Genomic DNA, 15,005 nt, shown 5'->3' with positions numbered 1-15,005 from the left:
GATTTCTGCATATCAGCGCGAGAACAGCCTTGCCTTGCTTGCAAGCAGCGCGGCCTGGGTGCGGTTTTGCACATTGATCTTCGACATGATCGCCGCGATATGGGTTTTCACCGTCGCCTCGGCGATCGACAGCTCATAGCTGATGATCTTATTGGGCGAGCCCTGGCAGATCAGCCGCAGAATATTCATCTGCTGCGGCGTCAGCGAAGCAAAATTCTGCGCCAGAACGGCGGTGTCATTGCTGGCGGGCGTATCTTCCTCATAGCCTTCGGGCAGCACCACCTCACCGGCCCATTGCCGCCGGAAAGCCTGCACCAGCTCGGCGCGCGGCAGGGATTTGGCTATAAAGCCCGAAGCCCCCGCCCCCATGGCCGCCGCCACCATCATCGGATCGACCTCGGCCGAGATCACCGTCAGCGGCGTGCCCGGCAGGCGGTTGCGCAAAGTCACCACCCCCTCAATGCCGCGCACATCGGGCAAAGTCAGATCCAGCACCACCGCATCCGGCGCGCCGTCACTGCGGATGCTGGCCTCAGCCGCAGCAAGGCTGGCCGCCTGACGGATGCGCGGATGGCCAAAGGCATGCGCGAGCGTGGTGCTGAGCGCCTCACACATCAGCGGATGATCATCGACGATCAGAATATCGCGCCGCGGCACAAAATCACCGGACACGGAACGAAGCTCCGCATCCCTCACAGAATGATGTTCCATGATTCCTCCCGGTAACAGCGCAACCAGCCTCCACTCCGGTTACGCTGAGGAAATCATAAGTGTTTACCGCGGCGATGCGAGGGTTATTTTCCCCGGGGAATATCCTTTGCGCCATTCAGGCCATTTTTACCGGATACCAGGTTTCTGCGCCGGCCAATATCAGCCTGGCCTGGCCCGGCTCAGAGCCGGGCCGCGATGATCCGGCCAATGGCAAAGGCGCGCTGCTCCAGAATCACCGGGGTCTCACAGACATAGGTCAGCGACTGCTGCCGGTCCTGAAAAATCCGCGTCATCCAGTCGAGATCGGCCTCCATCCTGTCGAGCTGGTCGAAATCGGGATCAGCCGCCGCGCTGGCGCTGGCAAAGCCGTGGCGCAGCTCAACAATCTGCGCGTCGAGCGCCTCCTGCTTATGAGCATAGCGGGTGATCCCGGCCATCACCCGGTTGCGCTGGCTCTGGATATTCTCAAAAGTGGCGACGAACAGCGCGGTCAGCTCTTCAGGCCCGGCGCTGGCGGCAAAACCCCCGACCAGCTCTTCGGCCTGCTCAAGGCTGGTGCGGCGCAAAGCCAGCTGCTGGCTCAGAGCCAGCAGAGCCGGGCCAGGCCCCCCTGCCCCCGCTTCAGCCGGTGCATCCCCCTGGGCCCCGGGCAGCGGGCCGGACCAGACCTGGGCCAGCGACAAAGCGGGCTGGCGGCGCTGAATACAGGGCCAGTCCGGATCAACCGGCCCCCCGGCCTGCACCGGCCCTGCCAGCATCAGCCCGATCAGCCCCAAAGCCAGAGATTTCATCCGCATCACCCTTCCTCCCCGAACCGCTGTTTCGGCCCCAACCGCCAAAGCTCAGGCGCCATAGCTCAGCCGCCGCGCCTGCCACGCCACAGCCCGCGGGCCGGATCATACATCACCACCGTCGCCCCGAAGAACACGATGGTGCAGCCCAAAGTCACCGCCAGCGAGCGCGGGTCAATCTGACCGTAAAGCGCGAAACGGATCAACTCGACCGAATGGGTGAAGGGGTTCCACAGGCAGATCTGATGCAACAGCGGGCTGGCCTCGCGCATCCGCCATAGAGGGTAGAGCGCAGATGAGGCGAAAAACATCGGGAAGATCACGAAATTCATCACCCCGGCGAAATTCTCCAGCTGCCGGATCGCCGAAGAGATCAGCAGCCCCAGCGATCCCAGCATCACCCCCGCCAGCACCAGGGCCGGGAAAACCGTCAGCCAGCCCAGCGCCGGCGGGCGCACGCCCCAGAAATAGGCGATCACCAGGAAGGCATAGACCTGCAGGCTGGCCACCAGCACCGCGGCCAGCAATTTAGAACAAAGAAGGAACCAGCGCGGATAGGGGCTGACCAGCAGGCTGCGCATCGCCCCGGTCTCGCGGTCATAGACCATGGAAAGCGAGCTTTGCATGCCGGAAAACAGCAAGATCATCCCGCAGAGCCCCGGCGTGACATAGACCTCATAGAGCACATAGGTCTTGTAAGGCGGCGTGATCGAGACGCCGAGCACCGAGCGAAAGCCGGCGGCAAAGATGAACAGCCAGACCAGCGGCCGCACCAGCGCCGCCAGAAAGCGCTCGCGCTGGCGGGTGAAGCGCAGGAATTCGCGCCGGGCGATCCCCGAAAAAGCAATCAGCCAGCCGTTCATCTGGCCCCTCCGGTCAGGCTGAGGAAGGCCTCGCCAAGATCACCGCCTGCGGCCAGCGCCGCCGCAGAGGCATCGGCCAGAACCGCGCCTTTATGCAGCACAACGATATGATCCTGCGGCGCAATTTCCTCAAAAATATGTGTGGCCCAAAGGGTTGAGACCCCCTCCGAGGCGATCAGCCGCCGCACCAGGCTGAGCAGGTCAGCCCGGGCCCGCAGATCCAGCCCCGCCGTAGCCTCATCAAGGAGCAAAAGTTCAGGCCGGTGCAGCAGCGCCCGCGCCACCTCAGCCCGGCGCTGCTGGCCGCCCGAAAGCGTCGAGGCGCGCGCGCCTGCTTTATCGGACAATCCGACCAGCTCCAGCACCTCGCCGATACGGATCCGCGCTTTCGGCCGCGAGATGCCATGCAGCGCGGCATGATACTGCAAATTCTGTGTCAGGGTCAGATCGCCATCGAGCGCCCGGCTCTGAAACACCACGCCAATCCGTGACAAAGCCTCGCGCGGCGCGCGCCTGGCATCATGGCCCGCCACACCGATATAGCCCGAGGTCGAGGTGTAGAGCCGGGTGATCAGCGAGAACAGCGTGGTTTTGCCTGCGCCGTTCACCCCGAGCAGAGTACAGAATTCGCCGCGCCCGATCTGAAAGCTGACATCCTTCAGCGCCTGCAAAGCGCCGAAACGATGCGAGACCGCCCGCACCTCAAGTGCAGGCGGCAGGTCGGCTGATCTGGCCGCAGGCGCGGCGATTGCAGCCGCCGCGCCGCTGGAACTGCTCATTCTTTCCGACGCTCTTTCTCGGTGAAATCAGCGTTCAGCTTGACGTCATACTGGCCATCGGCACAGATCACATCGTCGAGATCGAAGCTGCCATCATCCTCGAGCTCGATATTGTCGCTGTCGACCTCGCAGCTCATCGCCGCCAGCACTTCATCGATCTTAGCGATCTGCTCGGCCGTGGCTTTGTCTTCTTCGGCAAAAGCGGGCATGGCGAAACCGGCCAGCAGCGCGGCAAGAACAACTTTTTTCATAGTCTCTCCTCCTGGTGAAAAATCGGGGCCGGGCAAAATGGCCTCAGCGGATGTTGAACACGGCTTTCTGGCTGTCCCCCGAAGAGCCCGGGATCGACAGGCTGAAACTGCCGGGCACCACGGCGATGAAGCTGATCTCGGCCTCGCCCGCCGCGTCAAATTCCAGCGAATGCACGCCCATGGGCCGCACTTCGATATTGTTGATCACGATCTCATTGATCCAGATCGCGCGGAAGAAATCACCGCCCGACAGAGCCAGCTCGGCCGAGCCATCGGCGACGATCTTCATTTTGTAATAGGCGCCGGATTTCAGATCGACCGGGGCCTCCTGCACCGGTTTGCCCGAGCCGAGCGTCAGATCCGGCAGCGTCACCCGGTTGGCCTTGCCCATCAGCCCGGCAAAGCCATAGTCAAACTGCTGCGCCCCCGCCGCGCCGCTGCCCAGCGCCAGAGCCGCCGCCAGGAAAATCGCTTTCATCTTCATCCTCTCTCTCCCTTATTCTGCAGCCACGGCCACGATGCCCCAGGGCTGTTCGCCCACCTGGACCGAGACCTCGACCGTGTCCGAGGCCACGTCGATCACCGAAATATCGTTGGAATTGCCGTTGGTTGTGTAGAGTTTCGAGCCGTCGGGCGAGAAGCCGAGCTGCCAGACCCGCTGACCGACCAGCAGGTAATCTTTCACCTCCATCGAGGCGATATCGATCACCGCCACCCGGTTGGCCGGCCCGAGCGCGACATAGGCCTTGGTTCCATCCGGCGTGACGCGCAGACCGACCGGCTGCAAAGCCTCGGGCAGAACACCCGCCACCTCAAAAGTAATCTTGCTGGTGATCGCGGCAGAGGCGGTATCAATCACCGAAACCGTGCCGCCGATCTCGGCAGTGACGAAGAGGATTTTACCATCGGGTGTATATTCGGCGAAGCGCGGCCGGCTGTCGACCAGCACATTGGCCACGATCTCATAGCTCTCGCTGTCGATCAGATGCGCCATATTGGTGGTCTCAGAGGTATTGACCACGATCTTGCCATCGGGCGAGACCCCCATCCCCTCCGGCTCAACCCCGACCGGCACTTCGGCCAGCACCTGACGGGTCTCAACATCAACCACGGTGACGATATTGTCATCCTCATTGGCGATGAACAGCTTTTTGCCATCGGGATGCATGACGAAAAGCTCAGGATCCGGCCCCGAGGGCAAAGCGGGCAGTTCCGCATAGGTCGCGGCGTCGAACACCCGCACCAGATTGTCATCCGAGGCGCAGACATAAATGGTCTTGCCATCCGGCGAGGCGGTGATGCCGCGCGGGCGCTGAATGCCCTCAATCGTATGGATCACCGCAAGGCTGGTGCTGTCGAGCACCGAGATGGAATTGCCTTTTTCGTTTGAAACAAAAATCTTATCAGCCAGAACCGGGGTTGCCCCCAGGGTCGTGCCGCAAAGCAATGTGGCGATGAGAACGCGTTTCATCTTTCCTCCCTGTTAAAATTTGCACCCGGTCTCGGGCCGGTCGATGCCCAGAGTGTCGAGCTGACTGGTCTGATGCAGAAATTCCTCCTGGGGGCTGACCGAGGCGACGACATTATCCGTCACCAGCAGCACCGGCTGGCGCAGCTGGCCATCCCAGTCGCGGAAATTCAGCCCCTGGCCCTTAAAAGCGGCCAGGCCGAACTCCTCTGAGCGGATGAAGGCCTCGACCGCGGCGCGGTCGCCGCCAGAGGTGCGGCTCGCCCCCTCGCCGATCACGCGAAGTGCCATCCAGGTGTTGTAATCCTCGGGCCTGGCGGCACGACCGGCCAGCTTCTCAAAACGGGTATGGAACTGGGTGCCGCCCCAGGCCTCATGCGCCGGATGCCAGGAGACCGGCTTCAGCCCGGCCGAACCCGCCACCGGGCGCGGATCCCAGGTATGCCAGGGCAGCCAGTCGGCAAAGACCCCGGCCTGATCGGCGCTCACCACCACATCATGGGCCGGGAAGCCCTGGGTGAAGACCGGCATCTGCTTTTGCACCTGAATATGGCCGGAATCGGTGCGCCTTGCGCCGCCGGTATCCTCATAAACCTTCTCGGCCACGATCGAGAGGCCGAATTTTGTCGCCGCCTTGCGGTAAGCCCCGGCCAGATCCTGATCCTCGGGATGGCTGCCATAGATCAGCACCCATTCATCCCAGCGCTTCCAGGCCAGATATTGCGCCAGAGCATCGGCCAGCATCTGATCCGAGGGCGCAAGATGCAGCATATTCGCCCGGCAATCCTGACCGCGCAGACTGTCAGCCGAAGATCCGGCATTAAAGATCAGCGCCCGCTCACCCGCCTGATCTGCCAGGGCCAGCGTGGTCGGCGCATCGGCCAGCACCACCACCCATTCTACCCCCGCGCCCAGCAGCTTTTCCAGCGCCTCGCCGGCGGTCTCGGGCGTTGCCGCCACCTGCTCGGTGGTGAAGATCTGCCCCATGAAAGCGCCGGTGGTGGCATTGTCATCATTGCCCAGCTGCCCCCCGGCAAAGCCCAGATCGGCGGGCGGCAGATCAAGACGCGAGATCGGCATCGCGCCGGCCTTATCCACCCGCAGCACCGCGGCGCGATATGCGGTTTCAGCTAAAGCAGGGGCCGTAAAACCTGCAAGGATCAGGGCTGCAGCCGCAGCCGGGGCATATCTGTGCATCTGTCTCTCCCTCAGCGCGAAGTCAGGCACACGAGGCCTGGCCAGGGGAAGCGTTAATTCTTAATAAAAAAATTATAAGTCCATGTTTTCAATGGCCATAATACTTTTGTCTGATTGAAAATCACCGGGCGGGAAAAGCATCTTTTCCCGACAGGCCCGGGAAATATACCCCGGCCATCCCCCCGGAGGAATGAATGATGCGGAAACTGACCCTTGCGCTGGTGGCGCTTTTTGCCGTGATTGCCGGTGCGGCCCAGGCGCATGGCCCCTCGCGCCTGAAGACCGATCAGGCGGTGATCCTGAATGCCAGCCCCGGGGAAGTCTGGGCGGCAATCGGCAGCTTTGAGGATATGTCCTGGCTGCCCGGGGCCGGAACGATTGCGGCTGAGGGCAATGAGAAAGGCGCTCTGCGCAAGCGCAGCCTCGCCGATGGCATTGTGATCACCGAAGAGCTGCTCAAGCGCGACGACAAAAAATTCGCCATTTCAACCCGGCTTACCGAGGATAATCCGGCCTATGTTCTGGCCACCAATTACGCGCTGCATCTGACGATTAAGGATGAGGGCGGCAAGGCGAAGGTTGAGGTGAAGGGCGCTTTCTACCGCGCCTTCCCGCAAAACGACCCGCCCGCGGATCAGAATGATGAGGCCTCGACGGCCAATGTCGAAGCCCTGCATCAGCAGATCATCGATGCGCTGGTGGCAAAATTCGGCGCCGCTGGCTGAGGGCGTAGCGATGAGGGCCAGAGATGAGGGCGCAGCGATGAGGGCGCAGCGATGAGGGCAACCCGATGAGGGCGATGGCCGGGCTGATCGTCTCGCTGCTGTCAGCCTGGCCCGCCCATGCCGATCTGGCGGCGGTGACCTCGCAGAATGCCGGGGCGCTGAGCCTGATCGATACCGCCTCCCTGAGCGTGCTGGCTGAGATCGCTTTGCCCGGCAAACCCGCCGCGGTGGCCAGTGACGGCAGCCGCGGCCGGGTGATGGCCATCGCGGTCGAAAGCCGCGAACTGGCGGTCTTTGATCTGCAGGGCAAAAAGCTCGGCGCCTGGCCGCTGGCGGGCGAGCCTTTCGGCCTGGCAATCCGCCCCGAAACCGGCACGGCACTGGTGACGGGCTGGGAGGGGGTTCTGCGCGAGATTGATCCGCTCGATGGCCAGGAGATCGCGCGCTGGCCGGTCGGCCCTGCCGCCTCGGGCGTCGATATGGCGGAGGGGGTGATCGTGGTGGCAAACCGCGATGCCGACAGCGTGACCATCCTGCGCCCCGGGCGCGAGCCCCAGGAGGTGAAGACCGGCGCCCATCCCTTTGGCGTGACCCTGCATCAGGGCCGGGCCTATGTGAGCAATGTCTATGAAGACAGTATCAGCGTCATAGACATTGCCGAGGGGGCCGAGCTGGTGCGCATCCCCACCGGCGCGCGCCCCTATGCGATTGCCTTTGCCGGGCAGCGCGGCTTTGTCAGCAATCAATATTCCGCCAGCGTCACGGTATTTGATGCCGAAACCCTGAAGGTGACCGGCGAGATCGCCACCGATGAGTATCCCGAGGGCCTCGCCGTCACCTCTGAGGGGCGGCTGCTGGTGGCCTGCTGGTTCAGCGACAGCCTGCAGGTCTTTGATGCGCAAAGCCTTGGGCTGATCGACAGCCTCGATATGCCTGCAGGTCCGCGCGCCTTTGGCCGCTTCACCACCGCCCTGCCCTGAACCACCGCCCCGCCCTGAGCCGCAGCATAAAAACACCCGCCAGTGGCGGGTGTTTGGCGACGGTGCCTGCCAGCCCCTTTCAGGGGGCCAGCAGTTCCTTGCCGTAATCATCGACCAGCGGCACGCCCGCCTCGCGCAGGATGGCATTGATCCCCTCCTGCTGGCGGCGGATCAGGCTGTTCAGCTCGCGCTTCCAGACATCCTCGCCGGCGCGCACCCCCATGGTGATGCGGAAGAACAGCCGCGGCGGCAGGGTTTCTTTCACCAGCGGGATCACCTTCAGCCCGGGCTGGTTTTTAGCCAGCGGACCGGCCAGCGGCCCCCACATCAGCGCGCCATCGGTCAGCCCTGACGCCACATCGCGCAGCATATCCCCGGCCGGATCCTCGACCCGGCGGTCGGTCATCAGATCATAGGGCCGGGCCAGCTTCATCAGCCCCAGCCGCGCCACATGGGTGGCGGGCGGCGACCCGGCCACCACGCCCAGCTTTTTGCCCTGCAAAGCCGGATCAGAGAGTTCGCTGACCCCGGCCAGCGCGCCATCGGCGCGCACCACCAGCACATGGGTTGAGGTGTAGTAATGATTGGTATTGAGCACCAGCTCATCGCCCTGGGCGAAACCGATCACCAGATCGCATTTGCCCAGGGACAGGGTCTGGCGCACGAAGCCGATCACCTGGGGAAACCAGGTATATTGCACCTTCAGCCCCATTTCGGCCGCGAGGAAGTCAGCGATCTTATTCTCAAAGCCGCTGCCATCCTCGGCCGACATCGGGCGGTTGGCCGGATCCGCACAGACCCGCAACAGGCTGCGGTCGACCAGATCGGCCACCTGGGCCGGCGCTGCCGTGCCGAGCAGCAAGGCCAGCGGCAGCGCAATGAGGCCGCAGCGCAGGATCCGGCGCGAGCCGCCCCGGCGGTTGCGGGCCACCATGATCAGCCTGCCCCCATGCATTCAGCCTCGGCCGCGGCATAGGCCTCGGATTTGGCGACTTTTTTCGCCGGACGGCCACGCGGGATCTCTTCGGTGCCACGGGCGCGCAGATAGGTGTAAATATCGTCGAGATAGCACATGACATTCGGATTGGTGCCAAAGGCTGGCATGACCTGGTTCTGCGCCGAATTGATCTCTTGCTTGCCGCTGGCGACAATGCCAATGAAATCATAATAATCCATCGTCACCGCCGAGGTTTTCAGCGCCGGTGCATAGGTCGAACCCTCACCATCCGGGCCATGGCAGACATGGCATTCCGCGTGATAGCGGCGATAGCCCGAGAAGGTCGGCCAGTCGATCGTGCCATCCTCAGCGATCTTAAAGGTCGGAACGTCTTCTGCGTTGCGCCAGCGAATACCATCATCCGTCGCTGCTGCAGTATCGAGCGCAGGCGTTTCCGCAAGAGCGCCGCCTGCCATGAACAGAGCAAGCCCGAGAATCGGCGCGCGGTATTTCATGTGATAATCCTCCCAGATTCCTCAGGGAAAAATCCTAACCCCCGGGGATGATCGCGCATATGCAACTTTAGTTTGGCCATAAGCCTGCAACGGCCCATTGACGAAGCACCGGATTTAACAGCGAAAAACCGCCCCGATTTCGCGGGGCGGCCTCTTTGTTGCAACCGGTTTCCGCTCAGACTGAGCGTGGTTTATCCGCTTAGCCCGGGCTTAGTCCGGCAGTTTGAAGATGGTCAGCTGACCGCCGAGCGCAGTGTAATCGGAAAGCGCTGCATAGCCGCCGACCGCGCCAAGGCCGTCATTGGCATTGGTCAGACCCGCTGCCAGACCGATCCCGGCCCAGCCGCCGATCCCCGAGAGGACGCCGACATACTGCTTGCCCTCCAGCTCATAGGTGAAGACGTTACCGATGATACCCGAGGGGGTTTTGAAGCGATAAAGCTCTTCACCGGTCTCCGAGTCGACGGCCTTCAGATAGCCCTCAAGCGTGCCGTAGAAGACGATATCGCCTGCCGTCGCCATAGCCCCCGACCAGACCGAGAACTGCTCGGGCAAGGACCATTTGATCTTACCCTCTTTCGCATCCCAGGCGATGAAATTGCCCATGCCGCCATGGCTGTTCGGGGCCGGGAACATCGAGAGCGTGGCGCCGACATAGGGCTGACCGGCAGTATAGCTCACCCGGAACGGCTCGTAATCCATGCAGACGTGGTTGGTCGGCACGTAGAACAGCTCGGTCTTGGGCGAATAGGTGGCGGGCTGCTGGTCTTTCGAGCCAAGCGCTGCCGGGCAGATACCGGTCGAGTTGGTATCCTCGCCATTCTGCTCGGTCGAATATTCCGCCACAACCTGCGGGCGGCCATACTGATCCGAGGCCGGGTCCATCTCAACATGGGTCGCCCAGTTGACCGCCGGGTCAAACTTTTCGGCGACCAGCAGCTCACCGGTTTCACGGTCCAGGGTATAGCCAAAGCCGTTGCGGTCGAAATTGGTCAGAAGCTTGCGCATCTTCCCGTCGATTTCCTGATCGGTCAGGATGTTTTCGTTGATGCCGTCAAAGTCCCATTCGTCATGCGGGGTCTTCTGATAGAACCATTTGGCCATGCCGGTATCGGGGTTACGGGCCATGATGGTCATCGACCAGCGGTTATCGCCGGGGCGCTGCGCCGGGTTCCAGGTCGAGGGGTTGCCGGTGCCGTAATAGATCAGGTCCAGCTCGGGATCATAGGTGATCCAGCCCCAGGTGGTGCCGCCACCGATCTGCCACTGATCGCCTTCCCAGGTGTTCAGCGAGCTGTCCTTGCCGATCGGCTTGCCGAGATGGGTGGTCTTTTCCGGGTCAACCAGCATTTCCGCATCCGGGCCGGTCGAATAGGCGCGCCAGGCCTGGGTGCCGTCTTTGGTGTTATAGGCGGTCACATGGCCGCGCACGCCATATTCACCGCCCGAGATGCCGACGATGACCTTGTCGCGCACGATGGTGACGGTGGCAGTATTGGTCTCGCCCTTGGTCGGGTCGCCATTCACCACCGACCATTTCACCGCGCCGGTCTTGCTGTCGAGCGCCACCAGCGTGGTATCGGCCTGGTGCAGATAGATCGTGTCATCAGCATAGGCGAGGCCGCGATACACGGTATCGCAGCACATCACCCCGATCACATCCGGGTTCTGGGTCGGGGTATATTTCCAGATGATCTTGCCGTCGTTCTTCAGATCCAGCGCATAGACCACGTTCGGGAAGGGCGTATGGACATACATCACATCGCCGATCACCAGCGGCGAGCCTTCATGGCCGCGCAGCACGCCGGTCGAGAAGGTCCAGGCGACCTGCATCTTGCCGACATTGCCTTTGTTGATCTGATCAAGCTCGGAATAGCGCGTCCCGGCGTAATTGCCGAGCTGCTGGCCCCATTGCTTGGCATCGCCCTCCAGCGCGGTGACCGATTCATTGGCCAGCACCGGCGATGCCACTGTCAGCAGCAGCCCGGCGAGAAGCCCGTAAACTCCGTTCTTCATGCTTAGTTTCCTCCCTGGATATCGACCGGGCCAGCGGCTCAGACCGCGCCCTGCTCCTGAATGCTGCCGGCCTGCCCCCCGTTTCGGGATTCTTGCGGGTCAGCGGCATTTCTTATTCGTTTCTTATGAAGCGCCCTTCGGCGCCCCGCTGTCAACGCGCAGGAGAGCGGTTGCAACCAAAGTATGAGGGATCAGGCACCCCGCCCCGGCGGCCTTAAAAACAAGGATAAAATATGAAAAGGCCGCGCAGGATTTCGCCCCGCGCGGCCTGTCATTTCTCAAAGCTGAGGCCGGGCCCCGAGACCCGCCCTGACCCTGTCCTGGCAGCTTTTCCCGGCTACAGGCCGGGCAAAGCCCGCCCCGGATCCGGGTCTCAGCCGCCGCTGGCTTCGGTCTCAGCCGGAGCGGCCTCGCCCTCAGCCGGTGCCGCCTCTTCGGTGGCTGCAGCGCCGCCGAGGCTGGCCAGATAGGCCACGAGGTCAGTGCGCTCTTCCGGCTTTTTCAGACCGGCAAAGCTCATCTTGGTGCCCGGCACCATTTTCTTCGGATTTTCGAGGAACTTCTCCAGCTCTTCTGCGGTCCAGATGTGGCCCTCAGCGCCGAGTTCTTTCATCTTGCCCGAATAGGCAAAGCCCTCAACAGCGGCGCTGGTCCGGCCAATGATGCCTTCGAGATGCGGGCCTGCCCGTTTCGAGCCATCATTCTCGACCGTGTGGCAGGCGGCGCATTTTTTGAAAACTTTCTCGCCCTTGGCGATATCGCCTTCTGCCAGCACCGGCAGCGCGGTGAAAGTGGCGATGATCAGGCCCAGGCTTGCTGCCTTCAGGTTGCGTGACATACCGGATAAACTCCTTAAGGTTGTGATGACAGGTCATCCCCGACCCGTTTCCTGTGTCTGGCTGCCATACGTCAGGGCCGGAGCCGCGACGCGTGGAAACGAATATGCTCTTCCATGACGCCCGCAACATAAAAATAGCTGTGGTCCGCACCGGCAATCAGACGAAAGTTCAAGGGCTGGCGGCGGGCGGCAGCGGCCTCGGCCAGGGCCTCCGGTCGCAAAAGATCGAGGAACTGATCCTTCGCCCCCTGGTCGATCATCACCGTTCCTGGATAGCCGCGCTCACGCATCAGAACGGTTGCATCATGGGCCTGCCATTTCGCCTCATCTGCCCCCAGATAAGCGGTAAACTGCTTGCGGCCCCAGTCGCTGGCCCCCGGATTGGCGATCGGAGAGATCGCCGAAAGCGAGCGGTAAATCTCGGGATGGGTCATGCCGATGGTCAGCGCGCCATGCCCGCCCATCGAATGGCCGGTGATGCCCTGGCGGGCCGGATCGAGCGGGAAATTATCGAAGATCAGCGCCGGAAGTTCATGGACGACATATTGCCACATGTTGAAGTGCGGCGCCCATGGCGCCTCGGTTGCATCGACATAAAAGCCTGCACCCTGCCCCAGATCATAGGCCGCGTCATTGGCGATTCCCTCGCCGCGCGGGCTGGTATCGGGAAAGATCAGCGCAATCCCCTCGCGCGAGGCCCAGGCCTGGGCTCCGGCTTTGACCATGGCATTCTCATGGGTGCAGGTCAGGCCCGAAAGATACCACAGAACCGGCACTTTGCCCTGTTGCGCCTGGGGCGGCAGATAGACCGCGAAGGTCATCTCACAGCCACAGGCTTCGGAGGCATGGGAATAGACCCCCTGCACCCCGCCAAAGCTTTCATTCTCTGAAACGGTTTTCATCACACTACCCCCGCTATCATCGGCTCAGAAGACAAAGCCCGGGCCGCTCTCTCGCGCGCCGGCCCGGGCCGCCATAAAGAACCGGGGCCCGCAAAGGCCCCGGCAAGGTTCAGGGAGAGAGTGGCTCAGAAGGTGACCACGGCGCGGATCGATTTGCCCTCATGCATCAGATCGAAACCATGGTTGATCTCTTCGAGCTTCAGGTGATGGGTGATCATCGGATCGATCTCGATCTTGCCATCCATGTACCAGTCGACGAATTTCGGCACATCGCGACGGCCTTTGGCGCCGCCGAAAGCGGTGCCTTTCCACTGCCGGCCGGTGACCAGCTGGAACGGACGGGTCGAGATCTCCGCCCCCGCCGGAGCCACGCCGATGATCACCGAGACACCCCAGCCACGATGCGAGCATTCCAGCGCATCGCGCATCACTTTGACATTGCCGGTCGCGTCAAACGAATAATCGACCCCGCCGATATGATCATTGCCGCGTTTGGTCAGATTGACGATTTCCTGCACCACCGAGCCCCCGATCTTCGAGGGATTGACGAAATGCGTCATGCCGAATTTCTTCGCCATCACCGCCTTATCGTCATTCAGATCGACGCCGATGATCATATCGGCCCCGGCCATGCGCAGGCCCTGGATCACGTTCAGCCCGATGCCGCCCAGACCAAAGACCGCCGCCGTCGAGCCGATCTCGACCCCGGCGGTATTGATCACCGCGCCGATGCCGGTGGTGACGCCGCAGCCGATATAGCAGATCTTATCGAAAGGCGCGTCATCGCGGACCTTGGCCAGCGCGATCTCGGGCATGACGGTGTGATTGGCGAAGGTCGAGCAGCCCATATAATGATAGATCGGCGTGCCATCGAGCATCGAGAACCGGGTGGTGCCATCGGGCATCAGGCCCTGGCCCTGGGTATTGCGGATCGCGGTGCACAGATTGGTCTTGCCCGAGAGGCAGGAATAGCATTCGCGGCATTCCGGGGTATAGAGCGGGATGACGTGATCGCCCGGCTTCAGCGTGGTCACCCCCTCGCCGACCTCGATCACCACCCCTGCGCCCTCATGGCCCAGAATACAGGGGAAAATCCCCTCCGGATCGGCACCCGAGCGGGTGAATTCATCGGTATGGCAAAGGCCGGTGGCTTTGATCTCAATCAGAACCTCGCCCTTTTTCGGGCCTTCGAGGTTCACTTCCATAATTTCAAGCGGTTTACCGGCAGCAACGGCCACGGCGGCACGGGTGCGCATAGAGGATCTCCTTCAACTCGGGATAAGCGCGCTCTGCGCCGTGAGGCGGCAGGCAGATTTCGGCGCGCGGGACCGGGACATGCCGGCCGCGCGCCGCCTTGGTAACAGCTTCAGGCCGGCAAAGCGCCGGATTTCTTCGCCACATGGGTGGCAATCGCATCCATCAGCGGCGGCGAAAGCGCATCATAGGGCTCAAGCCCCAGCTCTTTCAGCCGGCCACGGATACCCTCCATACGCGAAGGATCGACGCCGGATTCGATCACCGAAGACACGAAGGCGGCGAATTGCGGCTCGGACCAGCCCTGTTCCGAAGACAGTTCGGTATGAACAAAATCGAGCCCATAGAACGGGTGCTCTTTGTTCTCGATCCGGCCATACATATGGGTGCCGCAGCCGGTGCAGGCATAGCGCTGGATCGGCGCCGCCTCATTGACGATTTTCAGCTTGCCGGCATTGGCGGTGACGCTGATCGCGTCGCGGCCGACAACTGCCACCTGGCTGAAGACCGCGCCATCGGGCTTCCAGCATTTGGTGCAGCCGCAGACGTGGTTATGCGCGGTCTGCGCGCCCACTTTCACGGTGACTTTGTCGCTGGCGCAGTTGCACGACAAAGTGCCGCCGCCAAAGGAAGCGCTGCCCTTTTTCACGCCCCCGTCCACCTGCGGGTGAATTTTCACATTCTCATAGGTCACGACTCGTCCTCCCTGTCATCGTGGTCCTGTATCGCGCTCTACTCTCTGCTCTTGCACAGGAAGCGGCAATTCAGCCAAAGGATG

General features: G+C 62.2%; 17 protein-coding genes. 2 read left to right on the top strand and 15 right to left on the bottom strand.

Annotated elements, in window-relative coordinates:
- Positions 1 to 12: 12 nt before the first annotated feature.
- The 8 genes from H0485_RS04265 to H0485_RS04230 all read right to left on the bottom strand — a co-directional run bounded on the left by H0485_RS04265 (position 13) and on the right by H0485_RS04230 (position 6,060).
- Positions 13 to 711, bottom strand: coding sequence for a response regulator (locus H0485_RS04265; RefSeq protein ID WP_435531475.1), 699 nt, complete (start codon positions 709 to 711; stop codon positions 13 to 15).
- A gap of 179 nt (positions 712 to 890) precedes the next feature.
- Positions 891 to 1,502, bottom strand: a complete 612-nt coding sequence (locus H0485_RS04260; protein ID WP_435531477.1) for a hypothetical protein — start codon at positions 1,500 to 1,502, stop codon at positions 891 to 893.
- A 65-nt stretch (positions 1,503 to 1,567) separates the two neighbouring features.
- The gene (locus tag H0485_RS04255) at positions 1,568 to 2,365 is read right to left on the bottom strand and encodes an ABC transporter permease (RefSeq protein WP_226934122.1); all 798 of its coding nucleotides are present in this window, start codon (positions 2,363 to 2,365) and stop codon (positions 1,568 to 1,570) included.
- The gene (locus H0485_RS04250; RefSeq protein WP_226934121.1) at positions 2,362 to 3,144 is read right to left on the bottom strand and encodes an ATP-binding cassette domain-containing protein; all 783 of its coding nucleotides are present in this window, start codon (positions 3,142 to 3,144) and stop codon (positions 2,362 to 2,364) included. The genes H0485_RS04255 and H0485_RS04250 overlap by 4 nt, the downstream gene beginning before the upstream one ends.
- Positions 3,141 to 3,395, bottom strand: coding sequence for a PepSY domain-containing protein (locus tag H0485_RS04245; protein ID WP_226934120.1), 255 nt, complete (start codon positions 3,393 to 3,395; stop codon positions 3,141 to 3,143). The genes H0485_RS04250 and H0485_RS04245 overlap by 4 nt, the downstream gene beginning before the upstream one ends.
- Positions 3,396 to 3,438: 43 nt before the next feature.
- Positions 3,439 to 3,879: a cupredoxin domain-containing protein gene (locus tag H0485_RS04240; protein ID WP_226934119.1), complete on the bottom strand. Its 441-nt coding sequence runs from the start codon at positions 3,877 to 3,879 to the stop codon at positions 3,439 to 3,441.
- 12 nt (positions 3,880 to 3,891) lie between these two features.
- A complete protein-coding gene (locus H0485_RS04235; protein WP_226934118.1) occupies positions 3,892 to 4,866 on the bottom strand; it encodes a PQQ-dependent catabolism-associated beta-propeller protein in 975 nt (324 codons plus the stop codon).
- Between the two features lie 12 nt (positions 4,867 to 4,878).
- On the bottom strand, positions 4,879 to 6,060 hold the full coding sequence (locus H0485_RS04230; RefSeq protein ID WP_226934117.1) for an ABC transporter substrate-binding protein: 1,182 nt from the start codon (positions 6,058 to 6,060) through the stop codon (positions 4,879 to 4,881).
- A gap of 194 nt (positions 6,061 to 6,254) precedes the next feature.
- On the opposite strand from H0485_RS04230, the gene H0485_RS04225 reads away from it, so the two are divergent.
- A complete protein-coding gene (locus H0485_RS04225; RefSeq protein WP_226934116.1) occupies positions 6,255 to 6,785 on the top strand; it encodes an SRPBCC family protein in 531 nt (176 codons plus the stop codon).
- 65 nt (positions 6,786 to 6,850) lie between these two features.
- Entirely contained in the window at positions 6,851 to 7,765 is a 915-nt protein-coding gene (locus H0485_RS04220; RefSeq protein WP_226934115.1) for a YncE family protein, read from the top strand.
- 79 nt (positions 7,766 to 7,844) lie between these two features.
- Here H0485_RS04220 and H0485_RS04215 read toward each other — a convergent pair whose 3' ends face one another.
- The 7 genes from H0485_RS04215 to gfa all read right to left on the bottom strand — a co-directional run bounded on the left by H0485_RS04215 (position 7,845) and on the right by gfa (position 14,921).
- Positions 7,845 to 8,699 carry a substrate-binding domain-containing protein gene (locus tag H0485_RS04215; protein WP_226934114.1) on the bottom strand — a complete coding sequence of 285 codons (855 nt, stop codon included), beginning with the start codon at positions 8,697 to 8,699 and terminating at the stop codon, positions 7,845 to 7,847.
- A gap of 2 nt (positions 8,700 to 8,701) precedes the next feature.
- On the bottom strand, positions 8,702 to 9,217 hold the full coding sequence (locus tag H0485_RS04210) for a c-type cytochrome, methanol metabolism-related (RefSeq protein ID WP_435531474.1): 516 nt from the start codon (positions 9,215 to 9,217) through the stop codon (positions 8,702 to 8,704).
- A 210-nt stretch (positions 9,218 to 9,427) separates the two neighbouring features.
- Positions 9,428 to 11,233, bottom strand: coding sequence for a methanol/ethanol family PQQ-dependent dehydrogenase (locus tag H0485_RS04205; protein WP_226934113.1), 1,806 nt, complete (start codon positions 11,231 to 11,233; stop codon positions 9,428 to 9,430).
- Between the two features lie 373 nt (positions 11,234 to 11,606).
- Entirely contained in the window at positions 11,607 to 12,071 is a 465-nt protein-coding gene (locus H0485_RS04200; protein WP_226934112.1) for a c-type cytochrome, read from the bottom strand.
- Positions 12,072 to 12,142: 71 nt separating this feature from the next.
- Positions 12,143 to 12,973: an S-formylglutathione hydrolase gene (gene fghA / locus H0485_RS04195; protein WP_226934111.1), complete on the bottom strand. Its 831-nt coding sequence runs from the start codon at positions 12,971 to 12,973 to the stop codon at positions 12,143 to 12,145.
- Between the two features lie 125 nt (positions 12,974 to 13,098).
- Positions 13,099 to 14,229, bottom strand: coding sequence for an S-(hydroxymethyl)glutathione dehydrogenase/class III alcohol dehydrogenase (locus tag H0485_RS04190; protein WP_226934110.1), 1,131 nt, complete (start codon positions 14,227 to 14,229; stop codon positions 13,099 to 13,101).
- Between the two features lie 110 nt (positions 14,230 to 14,339).
- Positions 14,340 to 14,921, bottom strand: coding sequence for an S-(hydroxymethyl)glutathione synthase (gene gfa, locus H0485_RS04185; protein ID WP_226934109.1), 582 nt, complete (start codon positions 14,919 to 14,921; stop codon positions 14,340 to 14,342).
- Between the last annotated feature and the right edge of the window lie 84 nt (positions 14,922 to 15,005).

The organism is Pseudogemmobacter faecipullorum (assembly GCF_020539525.1).
GTDB lineage: Bacteria > Pseudomonadota > Alphaproteobacteria > Rhodobacterales > Rhodobacteraceae > Pseudogemmobacter > Pseudogemmobacter faecipullorum.
The sequence above is the reverse complement of the archived record's forward strand: the minus strand, read 5'-3'. Positions and strand labels throughout refer to the sequence as shown.

Excerpts from the sequence above, each read along its gene's own strand:
- H0485_RS04265 (WP_435531475.1), bottom strand. The coding sequence starts at position 711 with ATGGAACATCATTCTGTGAGGGATGCGGAGCTTCGTTCCGTGTCCGGT.
- H0485_RS04260 (WP_435531477.1), bottom strand. The coding sequence starts at position 1,502 with ATGAAATCTCTGGCTTTGGGGCTGATCGGGCTGATGCTGGCAGGGCCG.
- H0485_RS04255 (WP_226934122.1), bottom strand. The coding sequence starts at position 2,365 with ATGAACGGCTGGCTGATTGCTTTTTCGGGGATCGCCCGGCGCGAATTC.
- H0485_RS04250 (WP_226934121.1), bottom strand. The coding sequence starts at position 3,144 with ATGAGCAGTTCCAGCGGCGCGGCGGCTGCAATCGCCGCGCCTGCGGCC.
- H0485_RS04245 (WP_226934120.1), bottom strand. The coding sequence starts at position 3,395 with ATGAAAAAAGTTGTTCTTGCCGCGCTGCTGGCCGGTTTCGCCATGCCC.
- H0485_RS04240 (WP_226934119.1), bottom strand. The coding sequence starts at position 3,879 with ATGAAGATGAAAGCGATTTTCCTGGCGGCGGCTCTGGCGCTGGGCAGC.
- H0485_RS04235 (WP_226934118.1), bottom strand. The coding sequence starts at position 4,866 with ATGAAACGCGTTCTCATCGCCACATTGCTTTGCGGCACGACCCTGGGG.
- H0485_RS04230 (WP_226934117.1), bottom strand. The coding sequence starts at position 6,060 with ATGCACAGATATGCCCCGGCTGCGGCTGCAGCCCTGATCCTTGCAGGT.
- H0485_RS04225 (WP_226934116.1), top strand. The coding sequence starts at position 6,255 with ATGATGCGGAAACTGACCCTTGCGCTGGTGGCGCTTTTTGCCGTGATT.
- H0485_RS04220 (WP_226934115.1), top strand. The coding sequence starts at position 6,851 with ATGAGGGCGATGGCCGGGCTGATCGTCTCGCTGCTGTCAGCCTGGCCC.
- H0485_RS04215 (WP_226934114.1), bottom strand. The coding sequence starts at position 8,699 with ATGGTGGCCCGCAACCGCCGGGGCGGCTCGCGCCGGATCCTGCGCTGC.
- H0485_RS04210 (WP_435531474.1), bottom strand. The coding sequence starts at position 9,217 with ATGAAATACCGCGCGCCGATTCTCGGGCTTGCTCTGTTCATGGCAGGC.
- H0485_RS04205 (WP_226934113.1), bottom strand. The coding sequence starts at position 11,233 with ATGAAGAACGGAGTTTACGGGCTTCTCGCCGGGCTGCTGCTGACAGTG.
- H0485_RS04200 (WP_226934112.1), bottom strand. The coding sequence starts at position 12,071 with ATGTCACGCAACCTGAAGGCAGCAAGCCTGGGCCTGATCATCGCCACT.
- fghA (WP_226934111.1), bottom strand. The coding sequence starts at position 12,973 with ATGAAAACCGTTTCAGAGAATGAAAGCTTTGGCGGGGTGCAGGGGGTC.
- H0485_RS04190 (WP_226934110.1), bottom strand. The coding sequence starts at position 14,229 with ATGCGCACCCGTGCCGCCGTGGCCGTTGCTGCCGGTAAACCGCTTGAA.